This is a genomic window from Haemophilus parahaemolyticus (genome assembly GCF_002015035.1).
GTDB classification, from domain to species: Bacteria; Pseudomonadota; Gammaproteobacteria; order Enterobacterales; family Pasteurellaceae; genus Haemophilus_A; species Haemophilus_A parahaemolyticus.
The window spans coordinates 571,621-587,865 of sequence record NZ_MUXY01000001.1 but is presented as its reverse complement, the minus strand read 5'-3'; the positions used below and the strand labels follow the sequence as shown (position 1 = coordinate 587,865).

Sequence of the window (16,245 nt, the reverse complement as noted above, 5' to 3'; positions counted from 1 at the left end):
TCTTAGGGGGAATGTGGTTATGGAAGAAAAAAAGATTACTTTAATAGATTATACAGGAAAAGAGTTTTCATTTTCCGAAACTGATAAATTCCTGTCTTTTTTGCAAGAAGAAATTGACTTTTGGCGAAATATATCTGCTCAATATAATATTGCGCATGAAAGTAAATATTATAAATTATTATCTAACTTAGATATGAAAAAATTATTATCTAAAGAATTTTGGTGGTTAAGTAAAGAGTTTTATAATTTGGATAAAAATAAGAGTGATGATTATTTTTCTATAAAAAACAATATAAATAATAATTTAATTTATCTTGATGATGTTAATAAAACAAAAAATGAAACCCTTGGAAAAGATAATTTTCTCATCGATGCATATAATAAAGGGAAGTCAGATGGATTTTCCGACCTCTTAAAAAATTTATTGAGTGGTGAGCGGAAAATTTCTCTTGTGTGGTTGTATAGTAAGCATTTCTTTACACTAGAGTTTTGCCGTTGTGTAACTCAGTATGGAGATGTAGCTGGAGATGTATTTCTGAGCTATATTCTAGATAATAAAATTAGCATTGAACATTTAAATTATAATAATTTTAATGGTTTGATAGAGGCTGTTAAGGCTGTAAATAAGGAAGAGTTTGGATGCAATAGGCTTGATAAAATTGCTACTGAATTTGGTAGCAGAAAAGATCTATTAGAAGAGGAAATATCTAATATTAAATCCGAATATGAATCATGGAAGGATGGAGCATCAAAAGAATTTCAAGAAAAATTAGATTATGTTGAAAATTGTAAAGTAAACTGCGATGAAAGCTCAAAGAGCATATTAACAGAATGCGATAATACATTAAAAGTAACACAGGCTAAAGCCGAAATCCTGGAAAAAACTTATGCAGATAAGTTACGACTATCCAAGCCGGCTGAATACTGGCGTACCTCAGCTAAAGCTTTTAGAAATCAGGCTAGATGGTTCGAAGGATTGACTTTATTGTTTATTATAGTCCCAATTTTTCTGTTATTTATTTGTGGCAAAGAGTTTATGGATACATGGTTTTCGTCAGATCCAAATGCCAATATAACCTATAACATTCCGAGAATGGGGATTGTTGTTTTTATACTGGCAATTTACACTTATCTTGTTAGATTGATCGCTAAATTAGCGTTTAGTGCATTGCATCTTATGAGAGATGCTCAAGAGAGAGAGCAGTTAACATATGTATATTTGTCCTTGATTAATGAAAAAGGTATAGATGAAAAATCAAGAGATATAGTATTACAATCCTTGTTTAGCCGTACTGAAACGGGTTTATTAGCTAATGAAAATGGACCGACGATGCCACTATCTGACATTTTACAGGCAATGAAAAAGTAAAGCTCTAGAATAGAAAAATAATGAATCAATCCGAACAACAACTAGAACAAGCTTTAATCGCTCAGCTTTCAAGCTCTGGCTATAAGACGGTTACGATTAAAAATGAAGTTGATTTATTGCTCAATTTGAAAAAGCAGAGCGGGCCACTCAAAATGGCGAACATTTTGCAGATTTGAAAATTGCTACAATTTTTAGTTATGCTGCAAATGAAGCTGTTTCTGATGGTAGTGGTTTAATCGGTGAGGAAAGTACGGATTTGCCGGTTCAAATTAATGTTTCTAGTCGTGATCATCTCGATAATTATATTGAAAAATATAACCGCACTTTTAACACTAATTTTAACTCAGGCGAGCGTTTTTATGATTATTACCGAGATATTGGGCAGAGAGTTAAAAATAAAGAGATTGATTTATTGCTCGTAGTGAATATGTTTCTAACGGGTTTTGATGCTCCTACACTTAACACGTTATTTGTAGATAAAAATTTAAAATATCATGGCTTAATTCAAGCATTTTCACGCACTAATCGTTTGTATAACGACAAAAAACCATTTGGTAATATAGTTTGCTTCCGTAACTTAAAACAAGCAATTGATGATGCATTATCGCTATTTTCTAATAAAGATGCTAAGTCAATAGTACTTGTGCCAGAGTTTGATGAAATTAAAACTGAATATAATCAAGCGGTAGAAGCATTACTCAAGATTACGCCAACGTATGAAAGTGTAGATGAATTATTGACCGAAGAAGATGAACTTGAGTTTATCAAGGCATTTCGTTTAGTTATGCGTTTGAATACTCAACTTTTAACATTTAGTGAGTATAATCAGGATGAAACTTTTCTAAATAAGTTAGATTATGCGAATTTTGCATCAAAATACATTGATTTGCGCCGAAAAGTGGATAAATACGTCAAAAAGCAAAAAGTATCAGTGCTAAATGATGTGGATTTCCAGCTGGAATTACTGCATTCGGATAAAATCAATGTGGGTTATATTTTAGGTTTATTACAACGAGCTACAAAAACCAAAAATTTTGAGCAACGTAAACAATATGAAGCTCAAGTTTACGATTTATTAGCAACTGAAATCACGCTACAAAATAAGCAAGATCTAATTGCCAAATTTATTGATCAAAACATGCCGCATTTTGATGAAAAAACAAATGTGAATGAAGCATTTCAAACTTATTGGGATGCTGAGCGTGAACGAGCTTACAATGAATTTTGTGAAGCAGAAAACTTAAATAAAACTAATGTTAGAGCTTTATTAGAAAATTACCAACATACTAAACGTTTACCTCGCCAAGACGAAATGAAAGAGCTACCAAACTTTAAAGTTGGTTTATTCCAGCGTGAAAGCCTATTTAATAGCTTAGTTGCTAAAACTCGTAGTTTTATTGAAAGGTTTTACGTGGGTATGTAATGCAAGGTTCTGCCTTTAATAAACTTGCCGATAGCATAATTGGATAACCTTTTGGGCTATGCTTTACTTCAATTTGATAGATATTTTCAAGGTTTCCACTTTCAGAAAAATCTATCAAATTGTCCCTTGCCGTGTAGCGGTGAGGATTTTTCGGCGATGTGAATAAGGTTATTCGATATTTCTTTTCTGTTTTTATATCTTTAAAAAAGCAATTTAAAGCACATTTTTTTCCCAAGTTTTAAAAATGAGCTTAACAGTATGAAAGCCAACAGGGATATTTCTTTTATAGCTTTCAGGCTCTAACCCTCAATCTACGGCTTCTTCATAATCTATAACACGTTCATCACCAATATCGACGCCTTCTTCACCTTCGATAAATTCAATAAAATTACTCATTTTGTACTCCTATATTCTGATTTTGCAGTTCGGCTTTTGTACTATTTGTCGTTGTGCAAAAGTTCGTGCAATTGTTTTATTTGTGTTTGTAATGAGTTGTTGAGCTGCACAAATTGTTCGTTCTGATTGTTTAATTCGTTGTTCAGAAATCGTAGTTGCTCGTTTTCGGTCAGTAAAATATGCAAATTCTGTTCTAACTCTGTTAAATAATCGCTCAATGCGTTGCTGAATTCGTTGAGCATACTCAATTCCTATTCTTTGTAGATCTCTAAAATGTAATTGCCATTTTGACTTTGAAAGATTCTCCCTTGTTCTTGCGGAATTTTCAGCTGCAGAATTGATTTGTTCTCGAATAAATTCAATTTTGCAAGATCTTTGGCTTGTAATCGGCTGTATATCAGATTGTGGTTCTGTAAATCTGTTTGAGCCTTGTCTATCTTGCGGTTCAGATAAAATAGTGTAACGATCAGGATAGTCGGTAACATTAGACAAATTATGCTGATAATCAGGATTGGGTGAATTAACAAGCGGTTTAATTTCTGTATATTTTTGCTGATTAAATTCAGCTCTTCGTTGAAATAATTGCTCAAATGTTGTTTGTGCTTGTTTAATTCGTTCTCCAGTTCTTGATTGATATATCGCTGTTTCTCGCCTAAATTCTTCTGCAAATTCGCCGTTAAATTCTCTATGTTCATAGATCGCTCCTGACAAACGGATATTTTTCTTTAGGGCTGGATGACTTATTGAAATAGATTTTTCTGTCGTTCGTTCAATCTTAAAGCCACTTTGTTTCAGTAATTCAGTAATATCTTCTCGAGATGAAATATGTTGTTGAGCAATGCCATTGGCGATAAGTGCGGTTAGATTCTCCTTAATTTTGGATTGTTGCATATCTGCACTAAATTCAAACTTACAAAGTTGCCTTTTTGTTGGATCGTGCGGATCGCTAAGCTGATATTGGTAATTTTGTAACTGCATCCAACTATCAAATAAGTGTTTATCATTACGATGAAAATAGGGTTGGTAGCGTTTGCCAGTAGTTAATTCAACATTGGGAATAAAGAAATTGAGTTCTAAACGCCCTTTATCTCTATGCTCAATCCAGCTGATGTTAAATTGTTCGCTAGTAAGCCCTGCAAAGATCATTTCTTCAAATTTTTCCATTAACTCTAATTTACTTTTCTTAGGTAAGTCGGCTTCTTCAAAAGATAGGCAACCTACTGTATATTTATTTGAAAATGCTAAACTTTGAGCTAATTCCAAAGATAGTTCAGGGTTACCCTTTAGTACTGTTGCTAATTCCCGATTTCTATCTTTATCTAGCAAATAATCAATACTTGCTTTTGCACTGCCTTTCCCTTTATTTTTGAATATTTTTATCAGCATATTGAATTTCTAATAACTGATCTAAGCTAGCACGAATAAGAGCTAATTTAGCTATGATTTTTAGCACATCGATCTGATTTTTAGCTTTATTCTGAACGTTAATGTATTTAGCAATTTGATTAAGATTTCCATTCAAACGCCCAAGCCAAGCAAGTAAATTTTTATCTGTGTAGTGAGTAGGTTTTTTACTAATTTTTTCCTAAGACATGTTTCACGGATCCAAGTAGCAAGTCGAGGGTAAAGACAGTTTTCTAACAGTTGATGGTATTCATCTTCGCTTACTCGGATAATGATTTGCTTGGTTCGTTTATGCTGTTCGCTCATAGAATTAGACTAACTTTTTTATTTATTATAGCTATCTCTTTCTAAAAGAAAATAAGGTTAACCATATGATTTTAAATAGTAAATAAGTTGAAACAACTAGCGATAATTAGAAATGGAAAAATGTTAGTGAAGACGATGAATAGTCTGTCGAAGGGTTATGTTGAGTAAATGATGTGTTATTACTGCAAAGTGAATAGGGTGAATAGTTAATGAGAAAATAAATATTAAGAATAAGAAAGCAAAAATAGATGGGTTTCCCCACCTAAATTATAAATCCTCGCCTCTAATCCAGGTATCGACCATATCAGCCCATTTCTGCATCATATCTCGACGTTGTTCTGCATATTCGGCTTTATTATAAACAGCTCTAACACCTTGCTGTTCATGTGCGAGTGCTTTTTCAATCCAATCAGTATTAAAGCCTTTTTCATTTAGTAATGTTGATGCTGTACGGCGTAGATCATGAACAGTAAAAGGATCTATATGAATGCTTTTTTATTCATCAATTCAACGGTTTCAGTGATCACTCGGTTTAGTGAAGATAATGAGATAGGCTTTAAACGACTTGTTCGAGATGGAATAATAAATTCAGAGTTCTCACAATAAATTTTAAAGGCTGTCAGAATCTCAAGTGATTGAGCAGATAAATAAACATTATGAGCTCTTCGAGCTTTCATTCTTTCACTTGGAATAGTCCAAATATTGCGTTGAAAGTCAAATTCATCCCATGTAGCGTTAACAAATTCACTTTTCCGAACCATTGTATAAAGGATGAATAAAACGCCCTTTCTTAGAGTAAAATATCGTTCAGTTTGATTTAATTCATTGAAAAATAAATGAATTTCTCTCGGGGTTAATGAGCGTTCTCTAGGTCGAAAAGTAGCTATTGATGAATTAGAAATACGTTCTGCTGGATTTTTAAAATTATACCCTTTAGAAATTGCATATTTATAGACAGCATTGAATAGATCCCGAACAAAAATTGCTGTAGAGGGAGATCCCCGTTCTTTGATAATCTGGCAATGGTTGCGTATATCTTCAGAAGAAATTTCTATCATCAATTTTTTGGCGAAGTAGGGTGCAATCTCTCTTTGATAAGTCGCTTTCCTTAGGCTTCTAGTACTTTCAGCAAATTCTGCTTCTGCAATATAGCGTATTGCAAAATCTTCAAAACGATCTGCATTTTTAATAGCATTTTTTAGTTTTCGTTTTTCAGCAGCGGGGGATATTCCGCTATTAACTAGTTTTCTAGCTTCTAATAATTTCTCCCTAGCCTCGGATAGTGTTAAACCGTCATCACCATATCTGCCAATAGACAGAGTTTCTCTACGGCCATTTATTCGATAATCATATCGAAACATAATAGTGCCAGTTGTAGATACGGCTACATATAGCCCATTACGATCTTGTACCTTATATAATTTTTCTTTGGCTTTTAACGCCTTAATTTTACTATCGGTGAGCATATTATTCTCCAATACCGTCGTTAAACTGACGGTATTCTTGATCTTGAAAAATTTTTGTCAAACAGCACCGTCTAAAATACCGTCATAATTAAGAAATGGGTAGAGAAGAGTAGAAATGAGATGAAATAAATAAAGCCTTGATATACAAGGCTTTATTTGAGGTATTGAAATAATTAGAAAGTATCTGAAAAAGCGATTTTTTATTCCCACTCAATAGTCGCTGGTGGTTTTCCGCTGATGTCGTACACGACGCGGGAAATACCATTCACTTCGTTGATGATACGGTTAGACACTTTACCTAATAAATCATAAGGCAAATGTGCCCAATGTGCGGTCATAAAATCGATGGTTTCTACTGCACGTAGTGAGATAACCCAATCGTATTTACGCCCATCGCCCATCACACCTACAGATTTCACTGGTAAGAACACGCTGAAGGCTTGACTGGTTTTTTCATACCAACCGCTATTGCGTAATTCTTCGATAAAGATCGCATCTGCACGGCGTAATAAATCGCAGTATTCTTTTTTCACTTCGCCTAATACACGCACGCCTAAACCTGGGCCAGGGAATGGGTGGCGGTTGATCATTTCAGCTGGTAAGCCTAATGCTAAACCGATTTTACGTACTTCATCTTTAAATAATTCACGTAATGGTTCAACTAAGCCAAGTTTCATATAGTCTGGTAAGCCACCTACATTGTGGTGTGATTTAATCACATGTGCTTTACCGGTTTTGCTTGCAGCAGATTCGATGACATCAGGGTAGATTGTACCTTGTGCTAACCATTTCACATTAGTGAGTTTTTTCGATTCATCATCGAATACATCAACGAATACTTTACCGATAATTTTGCGTTTCGCCTCAGGATCAGATACGCCTGCAAGTTCGCCTAAGAAACGGCTTTCAGCATCAACACGAGTGATGTTTAAACCAAATTTATCGCCAAACATTTCCATTACTTGGTCGCCTTCGTGTAAGCGGAGTAAGCCGTTATCCACGAATACGCAGTGTAAGTTTTTGCCGATAGCACGGTGTAAAAGTAATGCAACCACAGAAGAGTCCACACCACCAGATAAGCCTAAAATCACTTCATCATCGCCCACTTGCGCTTTAATGCGAGCAACGGCATCTTCGATAATGTTTTCTGCTGTCCATTTGGTTTCGCAACCACAGATATTCACGACAAAGTTAGTTAATAATTCTAAACCTTTTTTAGTGTGTGTTACTTCAGGGTGGAATTGTACGCCGTAGAAACGACGATTTTCGTCCGACATTGCTGCGATAGGGCAGGTTGGTGTGGTACCGGTTACGACAAAGTTGTTCGGTAAGCGGGTCACTTTATCGCCGTGGCTCATCCAAACGTCTACTTTTGGCTCAGAAGCGGTCGAATTATCGTTTAAATTTGCAAATAAGCTGTCGTTTGCTTGTAAGTTTACAGAAGCATAGCCAAATTCACGATGGTCTGATGTTTCGGTTAAACCGCCTAATTGCATCGCCATAGTTTGCATTCCATAGCAAACGCCTAATACTGGTACACCAGCATTAAATACATATTCAGGTGCACGCGGGCTGTTTTCTTCAGTGGTACTTTCAGGACCACCGGAAAGAATGATACCGTCTGGATTAAATTCACGGATTTGTTCTTCCGTTACGTCCCACGCCCAAAGTTCGCAGTATACTCCAATTTCACGCACACGACGTGCAATTAGTTGAGTGTATTGTGAACCAAAGTCGAGGATCAGGATTTTATGATTGTGGATGTTTGTCATTTTTTACCTTATAAACTATGTAAGTAATGTTGAATCATTGTGGAGGCCAGTTTTGAATTTCCCAAATTAAAGGTGAATAATACTCATCTTTTTTTTGAATAGCATTTCTTATTCGGTCTTGATACGTTAGAAAGTCATCTCTGCAATCGTTTTTTGACCAAGAAGAATATGTTTTGAGTTCTTTCCCATTTTTAGTCAAAAATTCTACATTGAGTTTTTTCTTTGCTATTTTTTGTATTATCCCATCAACGGGTATATGGCAATATTTAAAGACTGGATGATTATATTGAATAATATCAGATGATAAAACATACTTAATAGCCATATTCACTAATTTCTGACCATTTCCATATGTATAATCGTTTATTCCTTTTTCTTTATACATATTCACAATATAATTTACAACTTCATTTTCCCAATTATCAAAGATAGTGAAGTTAACATCATCTATGTTAAAAAGTTCATCTAAGCAAATAGATAAATAATTGAGACTATCTTTCTTAAGTTCTTCTTTGACCTTATTAGAAATATTTTTAGGATATTTTAAAGCTCGTAAAACAGATGGAGAATAAGCTTTCCTACAACTTTCACGATAAGCATCATCAACACTTTTAATAGTTGGATTTCCACTCAATGATAAGAAACGACCATTTGTTGTTTTCCAATTTTTTCTAAAAGTTTCAATAATAGATTCTAAATTTTCCATTTTATTTCTATTAAGTGTGAATAAAACAAAAGGTGGACTAAAGCCCACCTTACGGATTAGCCCATACGATAGTTTGGTGCTTCTTTAGTGATGGTTACGTCATGAACATGGCTTTCTTTAATACCTGCACCACTGATGCGAACGAATTCCGCTTTTGTGCGTAATTCTTCGATGGTTGCACAACCAGTTAAGCCCATGCAAGAACGTAAGCCACCCATTTGTTGGTGGATGATTTCTTTTAAATAACCTTTATATGGAATACGGCCTTCGATACCTTCTGGTACAAGTTTGTCTGCCGCGTTATCAGATTGGAAGTAACGGTCTGAAGAGCCTTTCGCCATGGCACCTAATGAACCCATACCACGGTACGATTTAAATGCACGACCTTGATAAAGTTCGATTTCACCTGGTGCTTCTTCTGTGCCTGCGAACATTGACCCGACCATGACACAGCTTGCACCTGCAGCGATGGCTTTTGCAATATCACCAGAGAAACGAATACCGCCATCCGCGATAACTGGAATACCACGATCTTTTAATGCTGCTGCTGCATCTGCGATAGCGGTAATTTGTGGAACACCTACACCGGTTACGATACGAGTTGTACAAATTGAACCAGGACCAATACCTACTTTCACTGCACTTGCTCCAGCGTCAGCTAATGCGATTGCGCCTTCAGCCGTTGCGACGTTACCCGCAACAATAGGTAAGTTTGGATATTTCGCTCGAGTTTCACGCACGCGTTGTAATACGCCTTCTGAGTGACCGTGAGAAGAGTCGATTAACAATACATCTACGCCCGCTTTTACTAATGCGTCGATACGTTCTTCGTTACCTGAGCCAGCACCTACAGCCGCCCCGACACGTAAACGACCAAATTCATCTTTACACGCATTTGGTTTTTGTTCTGCTTTTTGGAAGTCTTTAACGGTAATCATTCCTTTCAGTTTAAAGCTGTCATTGACCATCAATACTTTTTCAACACGATGTTGGTGCATTAATGCTAAGATTTCTTCGCGAGTTGCCCCTTCTTTTACCGTTACTAAGCGGTCTTTTTTTGTCATTACTTGCGAAACGGTTTGATGTAAATCTTTTACGAAACGAGTGTCACGCCCAGTGATGATACCGATTAAGTTATTTTCGCCATCTACAACAGGATAGCCCGCGAAGCCGTTTTTCTTTACCAGTTCTGCTAATTCTGCAAGGGATAAATCAGGTGAAACGGTGACAGGTTCAGACACGATACCGCTCTCAAATTTTTTCACTTTACGCACGCGATCTGCTTGGCGTTCAATGGTCATATTTTTGTGGATAAAACCGATACCGCCTTCTTGTGCTAAAGAGATTGCCAATTTGGTTTCCGTTACGGTATCCATCGCCGCAGAAAGCATAGGGATATTTAAGCGAATTTCTTTAGTGAGTTGAGTGGAAAGGTTGGCAGTGTTTGGAAGTACGGTAGAGTGTGCGGGGACGAGTAGAACATCGTCAAAAGTAAGGGCTTCTTGTTTGATTCGTAAAGACATTTGCAATAGTTCCTTAATAAAATAAAAATTGTGCCAGAAATTATTGCGGGCGAATTATACAGGGCTTTTCTGTTCCTGTAAATCATAAAAATGCAGAATTAAGCAATCGTTTGCTGGTTCTCAAATGCTTAGGTAAAATGTGTAGAAAAATTATTTAAAGAATGTAAAAACTATTAAAGAAATCAACTTATTTACTTGAATAGCGATAAATAGTCCTTATTATGGTACACTAACAAATTAACAGACAACGTTTTATAGAGAATAAGGCAGAATGGGAAGAAAACGTAGTGCTAGCTCGTCACGTTGGTTGGCGGAGCACTTTAAAGATCAATTCGTGCAGAAGGCACATAAGCAGAAACTACGCTCTCGGGCGTATTTCAAATTAGATGAAATTCAAAAAACTGACCGCTTGTTTAAGCCTGGAATGACAGTCGTAGATTTAGGTGCAGCACCAGGTGGATGGTCTCAATATGCAGTCACTCAAATTGGCGAAAAAGGGCGTATTATTGCCTGTGATATTTTAGATATGAATCCAATTGTTGGGGTAGATTTCTTACAAGGAGATTTTCGTGAGGAGAGTGTACTTAATGCCTTATTAGAACGTGTCGGCGATGATATGGTTGATGTAGTAATGTCGGATATGGCACCGAATTTTAGTGGAATGCCATCGGTGGATATTCCACGTGCAATGTATTTGGTGGAATTAGCGTTAGATATGTGCCGTCAAGTGTTGGCACCCAAAGGCAGTTTTGTGGTCAAAGTATTCCAAGGTGAAGGTTTTGACGAGTATTTGCGTGAAATTCGAGCGATGTTTAGCACCGTAAAAGTCCGTAAACCAGAGGCTTCGCGTGATCGTTCACGAGAAGTTTATATTGTGGCAACGGGCTATAAAGGCTAATCTTCATTTTTTATTTTTCTAGTTATTTCTAGTGTAGGGGCTTAATCTTGAACGATTTTGTGAAAAATATCATCCTTTGGGTAGTGGTTGCGATAGTATTGATGACTGCCTTTGAAGGTTTCAATTCAAACTTTGGCAACAATGCCAATAATTCGGTGGCATATTCGACTTTCTTAAATGATATTCGTACGAATACGTTAAAAGATGTAGATATGACGAGCAACAGCGAAACGATTAACGTGACCAAAAAAGACGGTACGAAATATCAAACTGTGATGCCGATGTATGACCGTGATTTGTTGGCAGATTTATCAAAAACCGATGCAACGGTAACAGGTCAGCCAGAAGAACGCCGCGGATTATTAACGCAAATCTTAATTTCGTGGTTCCCGATGTTGCTTTTAATTGGCTTCTATGCGTTCTATATGCGTCAAATGCAAGGCGGTGGCGGTAAAGGTGCATTTAGCTTTGGTAAGAGCAAGGCGAAAATGCTGACTGCAGATCAAGTTAAAACCACTTTTGCGGATGTCGCAGGTTGTGATGAAGCGAAAGAAGAAGTGGGCGAAGTGGTTGATTTCTTACGCGACCCAAGCAAATTCCAAAAATTGGGCGGGCGTATTCCAAAAGGGATCTTGATGGTTGGTCCACCTGGAACAGGTAAAACCTTGCTAGCGAAAGCGATTGCGGGTGAAGCCAAAGTGCCATTCTTTACAATGGCTGGTTCAGACTTTGTGGAAATGTTTGTCGGTGTAGGTGCTTCTCGTGTGCGTGATCTTTTCGAGCAAGCGAAGAAAAACGCCCCTTGTATCATCTTTATTGATGAAATTGATGCGGTCGGTCGTAAGCGTGGTGGTGCAGGCTTCAGCGGTGGACACGATGAACGCGAACAAACCTTAAACCAAATGTTAGTGGAAATGGACGGTTTTGAAGGTTCTGAAGGTGTGATTATTATCGCGGCAACTAACCGTGCGGACGTATTAGATGACGCATTAACCCGTCCAGGTCGTTTCGACCGCCAAGTAACCGTTGATTTGCCAAACGTGAAAGGGCGTGAGCAGATTTTGCAAGTTCACTTGAAAAAAGTACCGCTTGCAGAGGGCGTGGATGCAATGCAAATTGCGCGTGGTACACCAGGTTATTCGGGTGCACAATTAGCGAACTTGGTAAACGAAGCTGCGTTATTTGCCGCACGTAAAAATCGCCGAGTAGTAACGATGGAAGATTTCGAACAAGCTCGTGATAAAATCAATATGGGACCTGAGCGTCGTTCTAATACGATGACGGAAAAAGAGATCATCAATACGGCATATCACGAGGCAGGGCACGTTATCGTAGGTTACTTAATGCCAGAACATGATCCACTTAATAAAGTGACTATCGTGCCACGTGGTCAAGCATTAGGCTTTGCTCAATTTTTGCCAGAAGGCGACCGTGTGAGTGAAACATTTACCAAATTAGAAAGCCAACTTTCTACCTTATTTGCTGGTCGTATTGCGGAAGGCTTGATTTTCGGTGAAGATAAAATTACCACAGGGGCTTCATCAGATATTCATCGTGCAACTCAAATTGCCCGTGCGATGGTAACACAATGGGGCTTCTCAAAAGAGCTTGGTCCAATTTTCTATCAAAATGAAGATGGAATGGGTGCAATTAAAGGTGTTTCAGAAGAGTCGCAAAAATTGATTGATACGGAAATGCGTAAAATTATTGACCGTAACTATAACCGTGCGAAACAGACGTTAGAAGACAATATCGACATTTTACACGCAATGAAAGATGCTTTATTGAAATATGAAACGCTTGATCGCAAACAGATTGATGACTTAATGGCACGTCGCCCTGTGGGCGAACCATCCGGCTGGAATGATAAACCAACACAAGGCCCATCACACAATAATAAAGAAACGACAGAAAAACCTGTTCGAACAGATTTAGAAATCGATCCAAAAGAAGGTGATATGGCGGATAATTCATAATTCTTCTTTACTTTTCTTAAGCCAGAAATAGTGATATTTCTGGTTTTCTTTTTGCCTATATGTTGGTCGCTTTTGGGGCAGTAATTGACAATCGCATTTTACCCGATAAAATAAACTACTCGGAATTGTGAATTATTCGCAATTCCGTTCTTTTATTTAGGAAGCAGAATGAATTGGCAAACAGAATTAAATAACAGCTTTTCTTGGTTAATGAGTGCGTTGGTTTTCCTTTTAGTAGGATTATTCATCGCACTCTCTTTTTTGCGTAAAACGAAATTTGGCAAGCAATTTTGGCGAGTAGCACAGCCTGCTTGGGCGGTAAGTCATAAAGGGAAAACCTTAGGGCTGATTATTTTGCTCTTGCTTTTTGTACTGCTAGAAGTACGAATTAGCGTGCTCAACACCTATTTCTACAATGGTTTGTATAAATCTTTGCAAGATAAAGCGGTCGATGCGTTCTGGTTTTTTGCAGGCATTAATGCTTTACTTGTATTGGTTAAAATTACCCATTCCATTGTGAATTATTTGATCACGCAAGCCTTTGAAATTAAATGGCTTGAAAAATTGAATGCAGAAATGTTAAATCGTTGGCTCGATCATAAAAATTATTATCTGCTTCGTTACCAAAAAGATCTACCTGACAACATCGATCAACGTATCGAACAAGACGCCTCAGCATTTATTTCGGGCACGGTTTCAGCGGTAAAAGGCGTACTCAATGCGATTGTTGCGACCATTGAATTTACTATTATTTTGTGGGGGTTGTCAGGGTTGCTAATGCTGTTTGGGTTGGAAATTCCTAAAGGTGTGGTCTTTTTTATCTATATTTTTATTCTTGTTGCAACTGCACTTTCGGTTTGGATTGGTCGTCCGCTTATTCGTTTAAACTTTAATAAAGAGAAGTTACAAGGAGATTATCGTTATTCGCTTATTCGTGTGCGTGAAAATGCGGAAAGTATTGCGTTTTATTCTGGCGAAGAGAAAGAGAGAAATCACTTGCACGAGCGGTTTAATTTCATTATTCAAAATCGCTGGGAGATTGTACGAAGAATGTTAGGGTTGGACGGCTTTAATACAGGGGTAACTCAAACAGCGATGATTTTACCGTTAATGTTACAAGCACCTCGATTTTTTGCAGGGCAGGCAACACTTGGCGATATGCATCAAACTGTGCAATCTTTTAACCGTTTGATGCGTGCCCTGTCGTTCTTCCGTTTGTTTTATGAAGAATTTACGCTCTATCAGGCAAGACTAAACCGCCTGTACGGTTTCTTTACTACACTTGATTATTTGGATAGCCTTCCTAGTCAGCCAACTTATCCTTGCACAAAAGGGTTTTACTTACGTGACTTTGGAATCAAGGATGCAAGCGGTCAGATTTTGCTTTCAAATATCAATATTGAACTGCAGGCAGGTGATGCCTTGTTAATTCAAGGTGCGTCTGGGGCAGGGAAAACAACCTTGTTAAAGGCCTTAGCGGGAATTTATCCATTTGAGACTTTTGGTGTGGCAGAACAGGCTTGTTTAGATAAACCGCTGTTTTTACCTCAACGCCCTTATATGCCAGAGGGAACATTGCGTGAGGCAATTTGTTATCCAAATTTGAAGGTCACTGATTTTGAAATTCGTCAGGCAATGGAAGTCTGTTCATTGGATAAATACACTAATGCATTAGATGTGGATATGGATTGGCAAGCTACGCTCTCACCAGGGGAGTTACAACGTGTTGCTTTTGTCCGTATTGTGTTAGCAAAACCGCAACTGATTTTTTTAGATGAAACGACATCAGCATTAGATGAACCAACGGAGGCAATGTTATATCTCACAATTAAACATTGGTTGCCAGAGAGTATTATTATCAGCGTGGGGCATCGGTGCACGCTTCAGCAGTTCCATAATAAGCAGATAACCTTAGGTAAACCACGCTTTGAATGTACTTATAGCTAATTTATTTGCAAGCGGTTAAATTTTTTTGACCGCTTGTAAATTGTGCTAGATTTTCGCCATTTTTTTTGCCATAATACCGCCCGTTTTTTGTCTATATTAGATAGAAAACAGAACTTATTTTTCAACACAAAAACACACATCTATCATCAAACTAGAAATTGGGGTGCTACTTTGTGGTCGGTTTTCTAGGATAGATGGAGGCTAAACCCCGTCTTGTCTTTCATAAGTGGCAAGGCAAACAACTTTAAAGGAAAATTCTTATGGCACAAGTTTCTATGCGCGATATGCTTAATGCAGGCGTTCACTACGGTCACCAAACTCGTTACTGGAATCCAAAAATGAAACCATTCATTTTTGGTGCTCGTAATGGTGTTCACATCGTAAACCTTGAAAAAACATTACCATTATTCAACGAAGCATTAGCAGAATTAACTCGCATTGCAAGCAACAACGGTAAAGTATTATTCGTAGGTACAAAACGTGCAGCGTCTGAAGCAGTTAAAGCCGCAGCAGTAGATTGCCAACAATTCTACGTAAACCATCGTTGGTTAGGTGGTATGTTGACTAACTGGAAAACAGTACGTCAATCAATCAAACGTTTAAAAGATTTAGAAGCTCAAACTCAAGACGGTACTTTTGACAAAATCACTAAAAAAGAAGCGTTAATGCGTACTCGTGAGTTAGAAAAATTAGAGTTAAGCTTAGGCGGTATCAAAAACATGAACGGCTTACCAGATGCGATTTTCGTAATCGGTGCTGACCATGAACACATCGCTATTAAAGAAGCAAACAACTTAGGTATCCCTGTATTTGCTATCGTTGATACTAACTCTACACCAGATGGCGTAAACTACATCATCCCAGGTAACGATGACGCAACTCGTGCGATCCAACTTTACTTAGATTCAGCAGTAGCGGCAATCAAAGAAGGCAAAGGTTCAAACGTTGAAGCTGAATTAGCAGCAGACGCAGAATAATCGTTATTTTGAAATAAGGCATAGCCCTTAAATCATCTGAGAGCAGGGGCTGAAAAGTAATCCCTGCTTTCTCTTATCTAAA

At 37.4% G+C, this 16,245-nt stretch carries 14 protein-coding genes; 7 read left to right on the top strand and 7 right to left on the bottom strand.

Features of this window, described 5'->3' with window-relative positions:
• The first annotated feature begins 19 nt into the window (after positions 1 to 19).
• From B0185_RS02885 to B0185_RS02880, 3 genes are read left to right on the top strand one after another with little or no spacing between them, the layout of a single operon-like run.
• Positions 20 to 1,369 (top strand): DUF6161 domain-containing protein, encoded by a 1,350-nt coding sequence (locus tag B0185_RS02885; protein ID WP_005706282.1) that lies wholly within the window; start codon positions 20 to 22, stop codon positions 1,367 to 1,369.
• A 20-nt stretch (positions 1,370 to 1,389) separates the two neighbouring features.
• Positions 1,390 to 1,545 (top strand): hypothetical protein, encoded by a 156-nt coding sequence (locus tag B0185_RS10215; RefSeq protein ID WP_157778885.1) that lies wholly within the window; start codon positions 1,390 to 1,392, stop codon positions 1,543 to 1,545.
• The gene (locus tag B0185_RS02880; protein WP_005706321.1) at positions 1,542 to 2,792 is read left to right on the top strand and encodes a type I restriction endonuclease subunit R, EcoR124 family; all 1,251 of its coding nucleotides are present in this window, start codon (positions 1,542 to 1,544) and stop codon (positions 2,790 to 2,792) included. The genes B0185_RS10215 and B0185_RS02880 overlap by 4 nt, the downstream gene beginning before the upstream one ends.
• A gap of 405 nt (positions 2,793 to 3,197) precedes the next feature.
• Here B0185_RS02880 and B0185_RS02875 read toward each other — a convergent pair whose 3' ends face one another.
• The 7 genes from B0185_RS02875 to guaB form a co-directional block, all read right to left on the bottom strand.
• Positions 3,198 to 4,574 (bottom strand): relaxase family protein, encoded by a 1,377-nt coding sequence (locus B0185_RS02875; protein ID WP_039863172.1) that lies wholly within the window; start codon positions 4,572 to 4,574, stop codon positions 3,198 to 3,200.
• Positions 4,549 to 4,710 carry a plasmid mobilization relaxosome protein MobC gene (mobC, locus tag B0185_RS10495; RefSeq protein WP_005706259.1) on the bottom strand — a complete coding sequence of 54 codons (162 nt, stop codon included), beginning with the start codon at positions 4,708 to 4,710 and terminating at the stop codon, positions 4,549 to 4,551. Before mobC ends, B0185_RS02875 begins: the two co-directional genes overlap by 26 nt.
• A 455-nt stretch (positions 4,711 to 5,165) precedes the next feature.
• Positions 5,166 to 5,381 carry a tyrosine-type recombinase/integrase gene (locus tag B0185_RS10455; RefSeq protein ID WP_256595177.1) on the bottom strand — a complete coding sequence of 72 codons (216 nt, stop codon included), beginning with the start codon at positions 5,379 to 5,381 and terminating at the stop codon, positions 5,166 to 5,168.
• Entirely contained in the window at positions 5,378 to 6,364 is a 987-nt protein-coding gene (locus tag B0185_RS02865; protein WP_005706258.1) for a tyrosine-type recombinase/integrase, read from the bottom strand. The genes B0185_RS10455 and B0185_RS02865 overlap by 4 nt, the downstream gene beginning before the upstream one ends.
• A gap of 200 nt (positions 6,365 to 6,564) precedes the next feature.
• Entirely contained in the window at positions 6,565 to 8,136 is a 1,572-nt protein-coding gene (guaA, locus tag B0185_RS02860; protein WP_005706315.1) for a glutamine-hydrolyzing GMP synthase, read from the bottom strand.
• Between the two features lie 34 nt (positions 8,137 to 8,170).
• Entirely contained in the window at positions 8,171 to 8,842 is a 672-nt protein-coding gene (locus B0185_RS02855) for a hypothetical protein (RefSeq protein ID WP_005706297.1), read from the bottom strand.
• A gap of 56 nt (positions 8,843 to 8,898) precedes the next feature.
• Positions 8,899 to 10,365, bottom strand: coding sequence for an IMP dehydrogenase (gene guaB / locus B0185_RS02850; RefSeq protein WP_005706338.1), 1,467 nt, complete (start codon positions 10,363 to 10,365; stop codon positions 8,899 to 8,901).
• 271 nt (positions 10,366 to 10,636) lie between these two features.
• On the opposite strand from guaB, the gene rlmE reads away from it, so the two are divergent.
• The 4 genes from rlmE to rpsB all read left to right on the top strand — a co-directional run bounded on the left by rlmE (position 10,637) and on the right by rpsB (position 16,163).
• Entirely contained in the window at positions 10,637 to 11,263 is a 627-nt protein-coding gene (gene rlmE, locus B0185_RS02845) for a 23S rRNA (uridine(2552)-2'-O)-methyltransferase RlmE (protein WP_005706332.1), read from the top strand.
• A 47-nt stretch (positions 11,264 to 11,310) separates the two neighbouring features.
• Entirely contained in the window at positions 11,311 to 13,239 is a 1,929-nt protein-coding gene (gene ftsH, locus B0185_RS02840) for an ATP-dependent zinc metalloprotease FtsH (RefSeq protein WP_005706348.1), read from the top strand.
• 168 nt (positions 13,240 to 13,407) lie between these two features.
• Entirely contained in the window at positions 13,408 to 15,186 is a 1,779-nt protein-coding gene (locus tag B0185_RS02835) for an ABC transporter ATP-binding protein/permease (RefSeq protein ID WP_005706293.1), read from the top strand.
• 260 nt (positions 15,187 to 15,446) lie between these two features.
• Complete coding sequence (gene rpsB, locus B0185_RS02830; RefSeq protein ID WP_005706354.1) at positions 15,447 to 16,163, top strand: 30S ribosomal protein S2; 717 nt, start codon at positions 15,447 to 15,449, stop codon at positions 16,161 to 16,163.
• Positions 16,164 to 16,245 lie beyond the last annotated feature (82 nt).

Bases quoted from the DNA above. Each gene is read 5' to 3' on its own strand.
- B0185_RS10215 (WP_157778885.1), top strand. From the start codon at position 1,390: ATGAATCAATCCGAACAACAACTAGAACAAGCTTTAATCGCTCAGCTT.
- guaB (WP_005706338.1), bottom strand. From the start codon at position 10,365: ATGTCTTTACGAATCAAACAAGAAGCCCTTACTTTTGACGATGTTCTA.
- B0185_RS02855 (WP_005706297.1), bottom strand. From the start codon at position 8,842: ATGGAAAATTTAGAATCTATTATTGAAACTTTTAGAAAAAATTGGAAA.
- guaA (WP_005706315.1), bottom strand. From the start codon at position 8,136: ATGACAAACATCCACAATCATAAAATCCTGATCCTCGACTTTGGTTCA.
- B0185_RS02875 (WP_039863172.1), bottom strand. From the start codon at position 4,574: ATGCTGATAAAAATATTCAAAAATAAAGGGAAAGGCAGTGCAAAAGCA.
- B0185_RS02865 (WP_005706258.1), bottom strand. From the start codon at position 6,364: ATGCTCACCGATAGTAAAATTAAGGCGTTAAAAGCCAAAGAAAAATTA.
- B0185_RS02885 (WP_005706282.1), top strand. From the start codon at position 20: ATGGAAGAAAAAAAGATTACTTTAATAGATTATACAGGAAAAGAGTTT.
- B0185_RS02835 (WP_005706293.1), top strand. From the start codon at position 13,408: ATGAATTGGCAAACAGAATTAAATAACAGCTTTTCTTGGTTAATGAGT.
- rpsB (WP_005706354.1), top strand. From the start codon at position 15,447: ATGGCACAAGTTTCTATGCGCGATATGCTTAATGCAGGCGTTCACTAC.
- rlmE (WP_005706332.1), top strand. From the start codon at position 10,637: ATGGGAAGAAAACGTAGTGCTAGCTCGTCACGTTGGTTGGCGGAGCAC.